The sequence below is a fragment of the Candidatus Neomarinimicrobiota bacterium genome, assembly GCA_021157965.1.
Classification (GTDB): Bacteria; Fidelibacterota; Fidelibacteria; order Fidelibacterales; family Fidelibacteraceae; genus Fidelibacter.
Window position 1 is genome coordinate 23,334 of the sequence record JAGGVO010000015.1, and the last position, 17,930, is coordinate 41,263.

The 17,930-nt window shown below is 44.3% G+C and carries 8 protein-coding genes; 2 read left to right on the plus strand and 6 right to left on the minus strand.

Features of this window, described 5'->3' with window-relative positions:
* The first annotated feature begins 31 nt into the window (after nt 1-31).
* Nucleotides 32-1,675 carry a hydroxylamine reductase gene (hcp, locus tag J7K63_02055; protein MCD6233807.1) on the plus strand — a complete coding sequence of 548 codons (1,644 nt, stop codon included), beginning with the start codon at nt 32-34 and terminating at the stop codon, nt 1,673-1,675.
* Nucleotides 1,676-1,830: 155 nt separating this feature from the next.
* Entirely contained in the window at nt 1,831-3,897 is a 2,067-nt protein-coding gene (locus J7K63_02060; protein MCD6233808.1) for a M13 family metallopeptidase, read from the plus strand.
* Nucleotides 3,898-4,100: 203 nt separating this feature from the next.
* Here the strand turns inward: J7K63_02060 and J7K63_02065 are convergent, their stop codons facing one another.
* From J7K63_02065 to J7K63_02090, 6 genes are all read right to left on the minus strand, one after another.
* A complete protein-coding gene (locus tag J7K63_02065) occupies nt 4,101-4,859 on the minus strand; it encodes a hypothetical protein (GenBank protein ID MCD6233809.1) in 759 nt (252 codons plus the stop codon).
* Between the two features lie 66 nt (nt 4,860-4,925).
* On the minus strand, nt 4,926-8,447 hold the full coding sequence (gene nifJ, locus J7K63_02070) for a pyruvate:ferredoxin (flavodoxin) oxidoreductase (protein MCD6233810.1): 3,522 nt from the start codon (nt 8,445-8,447) through the stop codon (nt 4,926-4,928).
* Between the two features lie 223 nt (nt 8,448-8,670).
* On the minus strand, nt 8,671-9,375 hold the full coding sequence (locus J7K63_02075; GenBank protein ID MCD6233811.1) for a gamma-glutamyl-gamma-aminobutyrate hydrolase family protein: 705 nt from the start codon (nt 9,373-9,375) through the stop codon (nt 8,671-8,673).
* Between the two features lie 43 nt (nt 9,376-9,418).
* On the minus strand, nt 9,419-12,058 hold the full coding sequence (locus J7K63_02080; protein ID MCD6233812.1) for a hypothetical protein: 2,640 nt from the start codon (nt 12,056-12,058) through the stop codon (nt 9,419-9,421).
* 14 nt (nt 12,059-12,072) lie between these two features.
* The gene (locus tag J7K63_02085) at nt 12,073-13,233 is read right to left on the minus strand and encodes a FecR domain-containing protein (GenBank protein MCD6233813.1); all 1,161 of its coding nucleotides are present in this window, start codon (nt 13,231-13,233) and stop codon (nt 12,073-12,075) included.
* Nucleotides 13,233-17,897: a hypothetical protein gene (locus tag J7K63_02090; GenBank protein MCD6233814.1), complete on the minus strand. Its 4,665-nt coding sequence runs from the start codon at nt 17,895-17,897 to the stop codon at nt 13,233-13,235. The genes J7K63_02085 and J7K63_02090 overlap by 1 nt, the downstream gene beginning before the upstream one ends.
* Nucleotides 17,898-17,930 lie beyond the last annotated feature (33 nt).

The window sequence follows — 17,930 nt, forward strand, 5'->3', positions numbered from 1 at the left end:
GTAAAGAAAAAAGGAGAACTGAATGTCAAACATGTTTTGTTTTCAATGTCAGGAAGCGGCAGGAGGTACCGGATGCACCATCAAAGGTGTTTGCGGTAAAAAACCGGAAGTCGCCCGGATGCAGGATCTGCTCATATACACAGCGAAAGGAGTAGCTGTTTTAAGCCGTGAAAAACGCAAACAGAACACGCTGTGTGAAACACTCGACCGATATCTGGCGGATTCCCTGTTTACAACCATAACGAATGCCAATTTTGATATGCAGGTCATCGCGGATAAAGTCTTACAGGGACTTGCTTTACGGGATCATATCAAAGAGAATATCGATATGGATGCACTCCCGGAATGGCTCAAGAACCACGATGTCATCACCTGGAAAGGAGCAACCATTCCCGAATTGGAAGAAAAAGCAAAGAACGTAGGTGTTTTAGTGACGAAGGATAAGGATATCAGGAGTCTCCGGGAACTGCTCACCTATGGTTTAAAGGGAATGGCTGCTTATGCAGAACACGCACTGAACCTGGGTTATTCGGATAATGATGTCTTCGGTTTCATGGAAAAGGGGTTGATTGCCACCCTTGATGAGAGTTTGAGTGTCGAAGATTTGACAAATCTGGTGTTAGAATGCGGTAAATTTGGTGTCAGCGCCATGGCTCTTCTGGATAAGGCAAACACTTCCACCTATGGTCATCCAGAGATCACACAAGTAAATATTGGCACCCGGAACAATCCCGGAATTCTGATCAGCGGTCATGACCTGAAGGATTTGGAAGAACTTCTTAAGCAGACCGAGGGATCCGGAATCGATGTCTACACACACAGTGAAATGCTGCCGGCCCATTATTATCCCGCATTCAAGAAATATGATCATTTTACAGGGAATTATGGGAATTCCTGGTGGAAGCAGACCGAAGAATTTGAGACCTTCAATGGCCCCATTCTTTTTACCACTAACTGTCTGGTTCCTCCCCGTAAAAAATCCACATATAGAGACCGTGTATTCACTACGGGGACTGCCGGATTCAGCGGTTTTCCCCATATCGAAGACCGGCCAAAAGGTGGCACCAAGGATTTTTCACCCATCATCGAGATGGCAAAAACCTGTAAACCGCCGGTAGCCATCGAAAACGGCACCATTACTGGCGGGTTTGCCCACAATCAGGTTGAACAATTAGCTGATAAAGTGGTAGACGCCGTAAAAAGCGGAGCCATCCGGAAATTCATTGTCATGGCCGGATGTGACGGCAGAATGAAAAGCCGTGAATACTATACCGAATTTGCCCAAAAACTTCCGAAAGATACGGTCATCCTAACGGCCGGTTGTGCTAAATATCGTTACAACAAGCTGCCTCTGGGAGACATCGGTGGAATTCCACGAATTCTGGATGCGGGGCAGTGTAACGATTCATATAGTCTTGCTGTGATTGCACTCAAGCTGAAGGAGCTCTTTGAACTAAACGATATTAACGAGCTCCCTATTTCATACAATATTGCCTGGTATGAACAAAAGGCAATCATTGTCCTGCTGGCTCTGCTCTACCTTGGTGTAAAGAATATTCATCTGGGACCCACACTCCCCGCGTTTCTCTCCCCCAATGTAACAGATGTACTTGTAAAAAACTTTGGAATTGCTCCGATTGGCTCTGTTGACGAAGATATCAAACTTCTTGCCTGAACAAGACCCTATAACTCACTGGAAAAAAGACCGGTATAAAATCCGGTCTTTTTTTTCAGGGATAATCTTCCCGGATCATGGAAAAAATTCACATTTTATGACAACTTTTTCGGTAAATTTTCAATCCGAATTTGGATAAACAAGAGGAAACGACCATGAATCACACTGTATTACGGACTGGAATGATTATACTTTCAGGACTTGTACTGCTTTTCAGCATAGCATGTACTCCGCAGGAGATGCTGAAGGAATCTGCAACTGTTCAAATGTATCCTGCCTTTGATATATCCAATATGGATTTGTCCATCAAGCCTGGCGAAGATTTTTATCTCTATGCCAATGGGAAATGGTTGCAGAATAATCCTGTACCCGATAACAAAGTCAGCGTGGGTGCTTTTCGGGAAGTGTACGACCGGAATCAGGATATGATTAAAACCCTGTTAGAAGAAGCCGCAAACAACATGGACTCAGATCCTTCCAGTTTACGTGGTCAGATAGGGGCTTATTACACCAGCGGACTGGACAGCGCTTTAATTGAAGAAAAAGGGTTAACTCCATTAATGTCACAACTTGAGATTGTGAAAACCGAATCTCCCCGGGAGATTGTTAAGACAATTGCCTGGTTTCACTCACATTTTATGGCACCGGTTTTTGATATATCTTTTTATGAAGATCCAAAAAATACAGATCTTGTTATTGTGCAACTGGGACAAAGCGGCTTGGGCCTCCCGGAGCGGGAATATTATTTGGGACAATCAGAAAGATTGAAGGAAATACGAAATGAATATAAAGCCTTTCTGAACCGTTTTTTTCAGGCAGGAGGATATACACCGGAGAAAGCTGAAACAGCGGCGGCATCCATCCTGTCATTTGAAACCCGTCTGGCTGAAGCATCCATGAACATTGTAGACCGCCAGGACCCTCAAAAAACATATCATAAAATGTCCCTGTCAGAATTAAAAGAATTGACTCCTGATTTGGGTTGGAATCTTTATTTTAAAGCTTTGGGACTCGATTATAATCAATATTATAATGTTCACCAGCCTGACTTTTTCAGGGAAGTGAATCAAATGCTCACAGAGATCCCTGCTGAGGTGTGGAAAGATTATTTTACCTGGAATATGATGAACCGCATGGCTCATTATTTACCGGATGAGATCAATGCTCTGCGTTTTGATTTCTTTAACCGGTACTTATCCGGGCAGAAAGTTATGGAACCCCGGACAAAACGAGTATTAAACCAGTCAAACTGGATTCTGGGCGACATGCTGGCGAGGCTTTATGTGGAAACCTATTTCCCTCCGGAAGCGAAAGAAAAAATGATCGAATTGACAGGGAATTTGAAGCTGGCCCTGAAACATCGTATTGAAAATGTAGATTGGATGACAGATGAAACGCGGCAAAAAGCCCTGGTTAAGCTGGAGGCAATGCGGATAAAAATTGGATATCCGGAAAACTGGGATGATTACTCAGGACTGACGGTCAAACGAGATGATTATTTTGGAAATTTTTTGCGAATTGCTGCTTATAATTTTGACTTAGAAAAGGTAAAAGCCGGGCAAAAACCGGACCCGGAAGAGTGGCACATGCCGGCTCATATTGTCAACGCCTATTATAATCCTCTGGGAAACGAAGTAGTCTTTCCTGCCGGTATCCTCCAACCTCCATTTTTCAACCTCTATGCCGACGATCCCATAAACTACGGAGCCATTGGTGTTGTTATCGGTCATGAAATGACCCACGGTTTTGATAATCACGGCAGGCAATATGATGAGAACGGAATGCTGAACGACTGGTGGACTGCCGAAGATGCCGAACAGTTTGATGAGCGAACGAAAAAACTCGTCGAACAATATGATAACTACGTTGTCATCGATACATTCCGCATCAATGGAGAACTGACACTGGGAGAAAATATAGCAGATTTGGGCGGTGTAAATGTGGCTTATGATGCACTGCAACTGGCTAAAAAGAACCATGAAATGAAAAATATCGACGGGTTCACACCCGATCAGCGCTTTTTTCTTGGTTTTGCCCAGATCTGGCGGCGAAACATGAACCGGGAAACCATGATACGGCGTATTATGGAAGATGAGCATTCTCCGTCACATTACCGGGTTGTGGGACCTCTGGAAAATGTGGATGCCTTCTATGAAGCTTTTCAAATCCGCCCCGGTTATCAAATGTACAAATCTCCGGAAGAACGGGTTGTCATCTGGTAAAAAATGCCAGTACAATCAAATTATTAAGAGGGTCTAAGACCCTCTTTTTTTATATCCAAAATATGCGAATTCATTAAAACACATTCGATATATTTCTATATAGCAATATATTTGACTATCTCCCCCCACCCCGGGGGAAAAATACACCGGGACCCAGAAAATGTCAAGCTTATATTATTATTAATATTATTGTATATTTTTAATTAATGATTTTTATACTTCGGTTTTCGAATTTCCGTCAAATCTTGTGTATCGGGGAATACAGGGATAAAGGGACGGTTTATCCGCTTCAGACTCGAAAATATATTATCCACAACATCTATTCGGGGATTGAACTCCTGAAGGTCATTGAGCCATTCTCTGATGCGATTTCGTCGTGAATGTTCCGCTGCAGGACATGTTTCAGGGGCAACAGGCACTTTTTGTTCTCCTGCATAGGTTTTTAAAAGAGGTGCAGGTATCATGTACATAGGTCTGCAAATATGAAACTGACCATCAAAGAGAGGTTGTTTTGGTAGCATGGTACTGATTTCGCGACCATATATCTGGTTCAAAAGAAAGGTTTCAACTACATCATTTTTATGGTGACCAAAAAATATTTTATTAAACCCATTTTTTACTGCAAAGGATACAACAGTTTTTCTCCTAAGGCGCATACAGATAAAACAGGGGTTTTTCCCTGCATCGGGTGCAAAAGCCTTTTCGTGAATGTCGGTTTTAACCAGATGAATCCGGGCGTATTTCTTGCAATAGTCCAGAAAATGGACCGGCAGTTCGGAATTGAGCTGCACGTGTACTGCATGGAGTTCAACAGGAAAGCGGGATAAAAGTGTAAGGAGGCTTAAGGAATCTTTCCCGCCGGAAACACCCACAAGCAATTTTTCCCCTTCCTGAAACAAGTCCCAGTTGCGGTTTGCTTCCCGGATACGGGCAAGGAGGATTTTTTCCAGTTTTGTCGTCATGATTGAATTTACAAAAAAAGGGAACAGTCAAACTGTTCCCTTTTTGGGTTATCTGTGTTATTTTGTTTATTCAGCCATTTTTCGGTATTCTTCATAACGCTGTTTAGCATATTCCACAAACTTTTTCCTGTATTCTTCTGCATTTTCAGGAAAAGTTTGCTTCAGGGAAGAATAGCGTTTTTCTCCTTCGAGGAAATCCAGAACATTCCCTTTTGGTTCTTTTGAATCAAGAATGAAGGGATTTTTGCCTTGCTTTTTCAGGGCCGGATTATAGCGATAGAGCAACCAGTATCCTGTCTCAACGGCTTTTTTCTCTTCCAGCTGGCTCTGGCTCATGTCAATGCCATGATTGATGCAGGGAGCATAAGCGATAATGATGGAAGGTCCGGGGTAGGCTTCAGCTTCGGAAACAGCCTTAATCAGCTGATTCTTATTAGCCCCCATAGAGACCATGGCCACATAGACATAACCGTATGTCATCATCATCTTACCAAGATCTTTTTTAATGGTTTTCTTGCCTGCTTCGGCAAAACGGGCAACGGCACCAAGCGGGGACGCCTTTGACGCTTGTCCGCCGGTATTGGAATAGACTTCCGTATCCAAAACAAGAATATTGATATTTTTTCCGGAGGCAAGGACATGGTCCAGGCCACCGAATCCAATATCATAAGCCCAGCCGTCACCACCAAAAGACCAGATGGATTTGTCCACAAAATAATTTCTCAGTTCGTAGACTTTCTGAGCAATAGGTTTCAGTTCAGCAGGGGCCTTTTTCAGGTATTCCGGCAGTAATTCTTTGATTTTCCTTGCATTGGCTTTTGTTTCCTGATCCACGGATGCCCAGTTTTCCACTGCGATTTTCAGGGCTTCACCCAATTCGCCCTTTACACCGGCATCCAGAAGTTTCTGAACCTTATTTTTCAATTGTTTCCGGTTGGCATCCACAGCCAGACGCATTCCAAAACCATATTCAGCATTGTCTTCAAAGAGTGAATTTGCCCATGCCGGACCATATCCATCTTTGTTTTTCGTGTAGGGAATCGTGGGAAAAGTCCCGCCGTAAATGGACGAACATCCCGTGGCATTGGCGATGATCATTCGATCGCCGAAAAGCTGTGTGACCAGTTTAATGTAAGGTGTTTCACCGCAGCCGGCACAGGCACCGGAGAATTCAAACAAAGGCTGTTTGAACTGGCTTCCTTTAACAGAATTTTCGCGATTGTTACCCAGGACATCGTTGGGCAATGTATTGAAAAAATCCACATTGACCCGTTCTCCTGCTTTACGTTCATTCTCGATGGGAGAAAATGTCAGAGCACCGGTGGGACAGTCATTAATACAAACACCACAACCCACACAGTCGTCAATATACACCTGGATTTTATATTTATATTGGCTGTCTTTTCCTTTCACATCCAGCACATTGAAAGTTTCCGGAGCATTTTCCAGATCAGCCGGATCGATAAGTTTGGCCCGGATGGCTGCATGGGGACAAACGAAAGAGCACTGGTTGCACTGAATACATTTTTCAGCTTCCCAATGGGGAACCCGGGGAGCAACACCCCGTTTTTCAAGGGCTGTGGTACCCGTTGGAATTTGTCCGTCATAAGGCATCTGGCTCACGGGAATCTCGTCTCCCTTTTCCCGCATAATCCGCTCAATCACGTTTTTCGTAAAGCCTTCGGAGTCTTTGGGGACCAGATCATTGACTTTTGCACTCTTTGAGATTTTTTCAGGAACTTTAATCTGTTTCAATGCCTCGTCGGCTCTGTCCACAGCTTTCCAGTTCATCTCAACCACATCTTTACCTTTTTTCATGTAGGACTTTTCGATGGCTTTCTTGATCATTTTTACGGCATCTTCCCGGGGAAGCACCTTAGAAATAATGAAAAAGGCAGCCATCATCACCGTATTGATCCGGGATCCAAGTCCAACATCCTGAGCGATTTTCAATGCATCGATATTGTAAAGATTGATATTTTTTTCGATAATAGTTTTCTGCATATCTTCTGTGAGATTTTCGAAAACTTCATCATCTTTCCAGTTGGAATTCAGAAGAAAGACGCCGTTTTCTTTAATTCCTTCGAGGATATCATAACGTCCGATAAAGGCTTGATTATGACAGGCGATAAAATCAGCGTTTTCAACCAGATATTCGGATTGAATTTTTTCTTTTCCAAAACGGAGGTGACTGCGGGTAATTCCCCCGGACTTTTTTGAATCGTACTGAAAATATCCCTGGGCATACATATCCGTATTGTCACCGATAATCTTGATGGAATTCTTGTTGGCACCGACTGTTCCGTCTGAGCCAAGTCCCCAGAATTTACAGGAAATCGTTCCTTCGGGGACGGTATTGATATGTTCTTTAACCGGAATGGAAAGGCCGGTTACATCATCTGTAATTCCAACGGTGAAACCATGAAAGGCTTTCCCGTCAAGATGATCATACACTGCCTTCACCATGGACGGTGTAAATTCCTTACTGGAAAGTCCATAACGTCCACCAATGATTTCTATCTCTTTCCGCTCTTTCAAAGCGGCCACAACATCCAGATAAAGAGGCTCACCAATGGAACCCGGTTCTTTGGTCCGGTCTAAAACGGCAATTTTTCTGACAGAATCAGGAATTGCTTCTGCAAATTTTTCAACAGCAAAGGGACGATACAGGCGAACTTTTACAAGTCCCAGTTTTTCGCCATTTTTATTCAATTTATTGATTGTCTCTTCAATGGTGTCACAGGCACTGCCCATGGCCACAATCACCTTTTCCGCACCGGGATCCCCGAAATAATCGAAGAGATGATATTGGCGACCGATTTTCTCAGCCACTTTATCCATATATTTCTGCACGATATCCGGAGTTGCCAGATAATATTTATTGACGGTTTCACGGCCCTGGAAATAGACATCCGGGTTCTGGGCACCCACTTTAGCCATGGGGATTTCCGGATTCAGGGCTCTTTTTCTGAATTCTTCCACATATTCCGCGCTGCCTTCCAGGAGTTCTCCCATGGTACCGTAATCAATCATTTCAATTTTCTGGATTTCATGGGAATTCCGAAAACCGTCAAAGAAATTAAGGAAGGGGACTTTCGCTTCGAGGGTTGCCAGATGGGAAACAAGGCCGAGATCCATGATTTCCTGGATGGAAGATGCAGACACTAATGCAAAGCCTGTATTCCGGGCAGACATTACATCAGAGTGATCACCGAAAATGGAGAGAGACTGAGCTGCCAGTGAGCGGGCACTGACATGAAATACTGTCGGAAGCATCTCCCCTGCTATTTTATGCATATTCGGCAACATGAGCATGAGTCCCTGTGAAGCCGTAAAGGTTGTTGTAAATGCACCGGCAGACAAGGAACCGTGCACTGCTCCGGAAGCACCGGCTTCACTTTGCATTTCCACTACATCCACAACTTCATCAAAAAGATTCTTTTTCCCTTTGGATGCCCATGCATCAGCATATTCACCCATATTTGATGAAGGTGTAATGGGATATATGGCAGCCACATCGCTGAACGCATACGCGACATGAGAAGCGGCAAAATTTCCATCAATCGTCTGTTTTTTAAATTTGCTCATTTGCATATCTCCTATTTATATTTTTTAATCTCAACAATCCCATAGCATTAAAATATACAAAATTATTTTCTGATTTTTTAAGCTCTTTATTGATATTTTCTCACTTATGAAATGCTTCAATGTGTCGTTATTTTACCTTTTTTAAATGGATGAAAGATAATCCCTGATCGTTTCCGGGAGCTTCTATTCACATGTTACTAAACACTCTATGATGCAGAAGAAATTATGTTTCGTCTGGAGAGCTTGCAGCACGGATGAAGGTTGAAAACAGTAAATTCCGGTGTTGTAAATTGTCAATACGTTCAGGGTGCCATTGAACACCCAGCTGGAAAGACCGTCCGCGAACTGAGATGGCTTCAGGGATACCGTCTGGAGCCAGGGCAATGATATCCAGCCCCTGACCCACATAAGCCGGATCCACCGCCTGGTGATGGTAAGAATTGACAATCAGGGTTGTTTCAGAAAATATCCCGGCAAGAAGTGAACCTTCATGGATCGTTATTTGATGATAATATTCACCGGTATGACGCATTCCTGTTTCAAGATGGGGAATCAGCCGGCCACCGGCGGCAATATTCATCATTTGCATACCGGCGCATACAGCAAGTAAAGGTTTTTGCTGTTTTAAAACCTGTTTCATCATCAACAGATCATGTTTCGTCCGCCGGGGATGGGCCAGTTCCATGTCCGGTAACACTTCACCGCCGTACAAACCCGGATCATAATCATCTCCCCCGACAAAAAGAAAACCATCCAAAAAGGAAAAATAGGATTCCAGGTGGTACTCATCTTCAAAAGGCGGAATGACTACCGGAATCCCTCCATTTTCATATACCGCATCAAGATATCTTGCGGGCACTGTCACCCAGGGCGCTTTCTTTCTCTCTTCAAAATTACTGTTCACACCTATCAACAGTTTCTTATCCATCATACTCCATACCATCTTTCCACTAAACTCAATTCATCTTTCATCAAAACCAATATTTCAGCTTCATCCTGAATCGAAATTCGTTATACTCTTTCTCCACATCCACTTCATCACTTACAACAATCAAATCCATATTACCGTTAATTGTAAAGTTTTTCATTATTTTATAACCCACACCGGCTTTAAGTGTAAATTTGCTGTTATCAAGCTGGATTTCATCAGTATAGGGTTCTCCTTCATTGTACTGGCCGTCTTCATTGATGTCCACGTAGGATTCCCCGGGATCAAACAAACCGTTTTTATCCCTAAAACCATCAACCATACTATAGCCGATATATGTGTTCAGCCGGTTATTCATCCATTTATACCCTATCCGGCTGCTGTGAATCATAAAACGTGTCCCGGCCTGAGTCACATCCTCAGGATTTGTTGTTGAAAATCCACCGCCCAGTGTTACGGAAAGGGGAAATTCAAAACCAGCTGTCAAAGCTGTTGTCAGCGACTGGGTCAGGTAGTTTGTATTATAATCTTCCGTGGAGTTTGCGTCCTTATAATTCATTAACATATAGCTGGCATTGATATTAAACTGCGTTTTAAACGCCGTAAACTGATATGAGGGACTCACCGTATGTGTAATGGTGACATTGTCGTTCAGTGTCAGTTCTTCGGGATTCTCGTAACCTTCCGCCGGTTCGCCAAGCCTGTTCATAACCCGCATGGAATAATTCAGCATGGGGAAACCATAAAAATTGAGTCCGATACCTCCAATCAGGGATTCAGTATTTGTGGTTTGATTCTTGGTATTTCCGGCTACGTTGTCAAAGGTATTTTCAAATCGGCCGGTCAGCGACAATTGGTTTTTAAGAAGACGTATTCTGGCTCCGGAACGGAATCCCATAATATCTGTCTGCAAGGATGGATTACCAATTGTAACAAAATTAGCCGGAATCCTGAAATATTCTGAGTTTAAATCTATTTGGAGCCATTTTAAATCGAGGGGTGTGCGAAATGCTACCCGGTAGGTTCCTCTTTTCACCACATCTTCAATCAGATAGGACGCGGGGTCAAAATCATCCAGATCCGGAAAAGGAATTGAAAGTCCCATTCCCTGTGCGCTTCCCAGAAAGATATCATCCGTTAGTGGATAACCCAACAAATCATTGATATCATTGAGCAATGTGGTATCCAGTCCGCCTTCATGAATCAAAAGGGAATCATCCGCTCGAAGATCATTGGTAGCGGAAATTGCCAGTTCTGCAGATAAAACCGTCCGTTCATGGTTAAAGTGGAGCTCGGAATTAAGCCCCACCACAGAATTTGCTAAAAACAGATAATGATCTTCCAGGGGTTCATATTCCAAATTGAGTGAACTCACATCATCATAGGATTTAAAAGCGGAAATACCGACCCGGAAATGGCGATAAAAATCCAGGGATGTAGACAATCCCCTGAATTCCCGGATAGGCGTTCCTTTATCATGATGTATATAGAGAGTATCCCCTGTAAGATTCCGCATCATTTGCCAGTGTGTTGAATCGGGGTTAGTTTCCACAATGGGTTCAATAAGCTGCCGGGTTGTTCCATGGACATAAGCCGTTTGCCACCAGCCCAGCTTAAGCCATGCAGATATTCCGCGAACACGGGTTCCTTTTAACGTTAATTCAGTAAACTCCGGTGCGGCATCACCAAAGGTTACATCGAGAAGAGGCGACCTGAAATCAACACGCAAACGGTTTAAAGGCTGTCTTCGCAAACTTAAATCATGTGCCTTTTTATCAATAACATGGGTATTCAGGAGAGCTGATGTATTCAATTGGATTTTCCCATAGCGCAGGCGAACCCTGGCGGACGCTTTGTGGACATCCATAGGACGGTTTTCCGGTTGTTCCTTCCCATAGAATATGTCGTAATCCGAATCGAGTCCTACATTCGCATTGATTTTCAGCTTATCCTGCCAGGCCGGCCGTATCCCGCGGCCTGCAACGGGGACTCTTTTACCGATGCTGACGGGATAACGTTTCATAAAAAGGGTTTTCCCACTTTTATCTTCCAGAAGAATTTTCACTTCCTGAGACCCGCTTGAAAGTTGTCTCTCAGGAATATAAGTCACAACAGCCCCGTCCTGAATAATTTTATTTGATACATCTGTTGCATTCAAAACAATCCGCAATTGATTTTTACTAAGCAAATTCTCCGGATCATGGACCAAAAACACAAATGTGGGTTTATCATCATCCGTCTGAACATTGGGCTCAGGATAGAGCATCTGAATGGAAAAACGTTCAGGTTCAATCTCCGATTCAAAACGGCCCACTTTAATCCGCAATGGATCCTTTTCTCCGCCTTCCGGATAGAAAGCCTGATTGTTATAGGCATCTTTTGCCCAGAAATAATACTCTAAAATGCCTTCAATTACTTCAAATCCGGGGATCTCTGCTGTATAATTCACATCCTTTTCCATTTCAACGGATGTAAACCCACCGGTTTCCGCCGTTTTATAATAGAGCCTGACCGATTCAATGGGGGATGCATCGGTGATAACAATTTCAAATCGGATGGGACTGCCGGCTGTGATATTACCAATTTGGGGAACAGATACAAATGTGGGAGCCTGTCCGTCATCCTGGGCAAAAAGCGAAAGGGTAAAACCAAGCACGATCAGAACTATTTTGCGACACTTCATGGGACATCTCCCCGTCATTTAGGTTCAACAAATATTCTGAGACTGATAGTCCCGTCCGGATTTTCAACCTGTATAATATCCAATACCTTATATTCCCCTTTATCAACCTTGTCCAGAACATCATTGACAGTCTCACCGGCACCACTGACTTTAGCTGTCTCAAGTTTTCGGTTCTCCGACAATTCGCCGATTTCTTGAATTTTAGAATGGGAACCCAACCTTTCCACATTCTTAGCGATTTTCTTTTTTTGTTCCACCGTCCTGTCAAATTCAAACATCACTCTTCTGGATTCAGCCCCGTCCATGGAGAAGGTACATCCAAAATCACCAGGATTGAGTCCCTTTAAGGTAAAGGTTCCGTTTCCGTTTGAGATGGCAATTTCAGCCTGATCTTTCAATGCATCGGAGGAAACGCCCACTTTCAGGGATGGAGAATCGGATACTACGGTAATCCGGCCGGAAAATTGATTGGCTGTCTTATTAGAGGATAAATTTTTCACCTGAATCGTCACATTGACCGGTTGCCCGGCCGGAATTTTTCCCTGTTTTTCAGGAATCACGTGAAATCCCCATTCCGGCTCGATTTTATCTTTCCATCCGGGTATTTCCGATTTTTTCAATTTTGAAACACGCTGTGGTTTTTGCCGGGGTTCAATACGTGACATGGTCATTTCTCTTGCCAGAATGGTTCCCAGTTCATTACTGAATTCCACGGTGCCACTGATCACAAAAAGATCGGATATATTTTCAACCTGGTTATACAAAAGGTCAAATTCCGTGCCTTTAACGGAAGCAACAGAGACAGGAGTTTGAATTTTAAACTCGCCCTTTTGTTTTTGCACTTTCGTCCAGATTTCTCCCTGAGTCAGATATAAATCTGTATTCTGAACAGATTGGGATACCTTCTGAGCACGTATTTCGAGCTCCGTTAATTCCCTGATTTTCAGTTGGGATCCATCCATAAAGACGATGGCTGCAAATTCATCCCTATTTGTCTTCAACCAATCACCATCATAGAGTATTTGACCGACATAACTTTGTTTATAGAGTTTTCCCGCCGCAGGTTTCACCATGACATTCCCCTTGATTTTAATCACTGCGGCCACTTTTTCTGCTGCCGTGAGGGATAGTGAGAAAACCAGAAGCAGCAAGAGACATTTATTCAGGTGTTTCATCATTCACCTCCTTCGGCAGCAGAAAAGATTAATTCAATTTCAATCACCTGCCCCTTTATTCTGAATTTACCGGTTTGAGACGGATCCGCCAGATGATTCCCTTCTTCATCCGATGAAATAACCCTGCAGAAATAATCCATGGATGGATTCAGGGGCACTGGAGCTTCAGCCGGATAAGAAAACTGATTGGCACTCAAAGGCGGTGATTCAAATAAAACCGATGTAAAATCGCTGCTGGTGCTGATCTGAACAATAGCATGACTCACTCCGGCAGGTCTTTTCCAGGAAAAGGAAATGTTTCCCGGTTCAAACAACTCATCGAGGGGATACTCCAGGGTTGTAATCCGGTCGCCTGACAGGGTAAACTGAAAAGGAGCTGACCATGGGAAAGCATTAGCACTTGAAATAAGACTCCGGACCCGCCAAAAACAGTTATGATCATACTTCAACTCTCTTCCTACAGCTTCAGGAAGACTGATATTTGCTTCTGTCACCCGGTCGTGGTTCCAAATCAAAGAAGTAAACTCTTCGTCCTCGGCAACCATGATTTCATAGCGGTCTGCGTAACGAACATTTGACCAGGAAAAAACAATGGCGGAAGAATAGACTTTTTCTCCATTTGCCGGAGATTCGAGGGTAGGCGTCATATTGGAAACCACCTGAAAGGTGAGCACGTTGCTCCAATCTGTCAGGGGATTATTCCCTTCGTCAAGGGCCCTTACGCGGGCAAAAATATCCCGCCGCTCTTCAAAATAACCCGGTGCTGACGGCTGAAATTCTTTTGCTTCAACCCTTTCAGTCCGTGCGTCACTAAAGCCATCATCGTAGGAAAAACTTATTTCATACCGTACACTGCCTTCCGGTTCCCCACTCCACGCCAGTCTTAGCCGATTTACCGGATATATGCCCTGATTGGCAGGTGTAACAAAGTGGAGGGTTTCTTCTTCATTACCGGAAATTGCAGGTAATTCCTGAAATGCAAATGAAAAAACCGGTGAAATAACAACCCCTTTCACCGGATGAATTCCGCGAACTCTCCAGTAGTAGGGCTTATTAAGCTGAAAAATCCCTGTTTCTCCGTCATAAGACACTTGTTTTTCTGACGTTTCCCTGGCATAGAGGAAGGACTGAAAGCTTTCATCTTCCGAAATTTCCAGAACAAAGGTCAGATTTTCGGGACACGACCAGCTAAAGGTTGGGAGATTGATCAGTGAAGTTTCGGACCGGGGTGATTCAAGCTGGATATCCGGCCCAGGTGAACTCCTGTAGGATTTTACATTACTCCAGGCACCCCAGGGTTCGTCATCATAGTCCACTCCGCGAACCTGCCAGAAATAAAGGGTACCCCAATACAGATCAAACTGATCTTCCGTTATCAGATTTTGACTGACAACTGTTTCAATTACCTGACTGCGGAAATCGGGATCTGTCGAGAGTCTCACTTCATATTGAGGAGCCGGTGGAATTGCCGGATCCCACATAAGAAGGCTTTCGGACAAGACAGGCGGAACAACCGGTTCGATATAGACCCGCCGGATTTCAGACGGAATTCCATGGATTTCATCGTTTGCCAATGGGGTAATTTGAAAATAGACATTGGAGTCAAAAGGAAGGCCCAACTCTCCCCTGTCAATGGTTGCAGTCATGCCCGTCATGGCATCAAGGCGCCAGATTTCATCCATTCCTTCGGCATCGGAATAAGCCGTCAGGCGATAAGTATCCGCTCCGGCGACGGAATTTGTCCTTTCAACCATCATTTGGTTCTGATCTCTGAGCCAGTTTGCCACAATTCCCACCTGTTGGTTGGCGCCCGGTCTGGATGGAAGGATGACTTCATAAACTCCGGACCCGTTTCCAAGCGGCATCCCGTCCCGTAAGAGCACAAGCTGAACATACATCTGTTGACCGTATTCAAAAAAGTCATCAGTTACAAAGACCGGCAGGGCATTGGTTGAATACTCTTCTGAAAAGATAGGGGTTGAAAGTTCAGGATCTGTACCGGCATTCACCATGACAGCCCGGGCAAATGGTACAGGTTGGGTGTATCTTACCATAAAACCCGGATTTCCAGCCGGATCGGGTTCTATCAGGAATGGTTCATAAAGGACAGATACAAAGGCAGCAGGATTGATAACGATCGGTTCATTCGTAGATGCAATGATATTCCCCGATGAGAGAGCCTGTACATTTACATAAACCTGATCATATCCTGCAATCTGATTCCACACATCCTCAAGGGGAAATGGAAATCCCGGAGTGAAAAAATCCATAATCACCTCTTCACCTCCGGCATCCGATGACAGGGTAATCATATATTCATCAACGCCACTTACACCCTGAATCAGTTCAACGAGAGGCTGAAGTGGATTTTGTGGATTCCGGCTGAGACGAATAAACAAATCCACTTCATTAAAAAAGTTAAGATTCAGGGGACGTGGGACATCCCAGAAGAATGTATTACCATCCAGCGTTACCCCAATTTGTCCATAGAGTATCATTTCAGGCGTTATCTGCAACTCATTCACCGGCAGGCGCAAAGAGGTTTCCAACAACATATCGGAGTTCCATAGTGGCTGGATCAGACGTCCGTCTTCCCGGATATCCGGCATATCGGAGATCAAAATCTCATAACCCCGTGCTGACGCATAGGGAGACCAAAAAGCCGTAAGGTCCCGATTTGTCAGAGACCAGTCCACCACCGGAAAATCAAGAGTTTTTACTGAAAAAGAGTATGTCACAGAAGGACCGCCTGCTACTTCGTCGGGATTGAGGGGGATCACCTCCCAATAATAGGTTTCACCTGGCAGCAAAGGTACCTCGGAATCGGAGGGATACTGATACATTTTTTGCCGCAAAACGGTTGTAAAAAAGGGATTCTCAACATTTGGATCATCGGCGTATGAAAGGTGAAATTCAAACAAATCCTGACCTGCCGGTGCTTCCCACGAAAAAACGGGATTGGTTTCAGCCTGATTTTCTCCATTGGCAGGAGATTGCAGGGAGATATTTAATATTTTGAAATTGCCGATCACCGTATGGTCGTCGGGAAGTCCGAGCATGGTTTCATTGGCATCCAGTGGAATCAGTTTCCAAAAATATTGCTTTCCGGGATATAACCAGCCGTTTTCATCCATTCGCAATTTATAGGGAAGTGTCTGGATTACCGTATTAAGGACATTCCCGATATCTACGGTTTGATCATTGATATCACTGATCCGAAGCTCATAATAGGGGACTGCTGCGGGGACATCCGCATTGAATGTGGGTAAAACCGTAAAAACCTCATCCCCCGTAATCGGTTCGGTCAACTGGATGGGCGAGACGGTAAAAGTGCTGATATCACTCCAGGGGGACGGATCGGGCCCCGGATTCATGCGGATCTTCCAGACATAGCGTTTGCCGGGAACCAGGGGTTCTTCTTCCAAAGGATAGGTATAAGGCAGGCTTTGGATGGGATCGCTCTGCCACCAGGGGTTTTCCACCATAGGGTCGACATCAGCCTCACTGAGCCAGATTTCATATTCCTGGGCACAGGCCGTCAAATCCCAGTTAAAAATCGGATTGACACTGTTGACCGTTGCCCCGTAAGCCGGTGAAGACATCCGGTCCTGGGTAATCCGTTTGCCATAACTGAAAATATACACAGGACTCGTTATCGGATCAGGCCAGCCCCAGATTCCTTTCTGGCCGATATAATCGTAGCCGTCAATGTATTCTCTGGCTTCCACCTGCCACACGTATTCATAGCCGCAGGCCAATTCCCGTTCACTGGAGGGATACTGAAGAGATACTGTGCGAACGGTTCCCGTTTCAGGAACCCTGAAAATAGAGGTGTAAGATTCTTCCCAGCGGGTATCCAGAAAGACTGCTGTCACATCCTCAAAGGCATCATCATAACTGCTGTGAATTTCAGGATTATACTGGGCCACTTTGAGCCTGTAATCAATAACCACGCCGGGGCGGAATCCCGGTGAATCCCAGCGAAACCAGGGTTGAAAATCCGTAACATCCGCCCTCTGAACCGGTTCATTTAAAACAATTTTACTGGATAAAATATTGGTCAGATTTTCACCCGGCATCTGGGCTTCTGGTTTATCCCAGGTCCAGTTCCGGTCGTACCGTTTATCTACAAAGCTGTGGTCCCATGACAAATCCAGCAACCGGTTTTCGTCCGTATCCATCACCAGTCGTGAATCTCTGTCTGTATCTGCCCTTGTCACATTTTCCCAGGCAATCATTTTAATATCATATTTACCAGCCGGCAGATATCCGTTGGTTTCAATCATATCCTGAAATTTCTTTGTGATTTCAAACACCATCATCCGGTCCTCGGTAAAGCTGGAATTCATGAGGAGTATTGTTGAATTGGGTTGCACTTCATAGGGATCGGTGACACCCCAGGCAACGGGATTATCACTTTCAGAAATACCGGATACATTCTGAACGCTGAGACGGAACTCCACATTCACATACATTACGTCATCCGTCTTATTCGTCAGACTCACGGTCCATAAATTGATATTGGGATCGTTCCAGCTTTGCAAAGTGAACTGTCCTGTCATTAACAGCTGGACTTCAATATCCAGCTCCTCTCCCATCGGGGCCGCGTCAACAAAATGTATACACAATAAAAAAGCTATCATCAAAATGGAAATATTTTTCATGAGGGGTCCCTCCCTGAATATGGATATTGTGGG

What these genes read in the sequence shown, in the direction of transcription:
- J7K63_02080 (MCD6233812.1), bottom strand. Translation starts at nt 12,058, where the DNA reads ATGAAGTGTCGCAAAATAGTTCTGATCGTGCTTGGTTTTACCCTTTCG.
- hcp (MCD6233807.1), top strand. Translation starts at nt 32, where the DNA reads ATGTTTTGTTTTCAATGTCAGGAAGCGGCAGGAGGTACCGGATGCACC.
- J7K63_02090 (MCD6233814.1), bottom strand. Translation starts at nt 17,897, where the DNA reads ATGAAAAATATTTCCATTTTGATGATAGCTTTTTTATTGTGTATACAT.
- J7K63_02075 (MCD6233811.1), bottom strand. Translation starts at nt 9,375, where the DNA reads ATGGATAAGAAACTGTTGATAGGTGTGAACAGTAATTTTGAAGAGAGA.
- J7K63_02065 (MCD6233809.1), bottom strand. Translation starts at nt 4,859, where the DNA reads ATGACGACAAAACTGGAAAAAATCCTCCTTGCCCGTATCCGGGAAGCA.
- J7K63_02085 (MCD6233813.1), bottom strand. Translation starts at nt 13,233, where the DNA reads ATGAAACACCTGAATAAATGTCTCTTGCTGCTTCTGGTTTTCTCACTA.
- nifJ (MCD6233810.1), bottom strand. Translation starts at nt 8,447, where the DNA reads ATGAGCAAATTTAAAAAACAGACGATTGATGGAAATTTTGCCGCTTCT.
- J7K63_02060 (MCD6233808.1), top strand. Translation starts at nt 1,831, where the DNA reads ATGAATCACACTGTATTACGGACTGGAATGATTATACTTTCAGGACTT.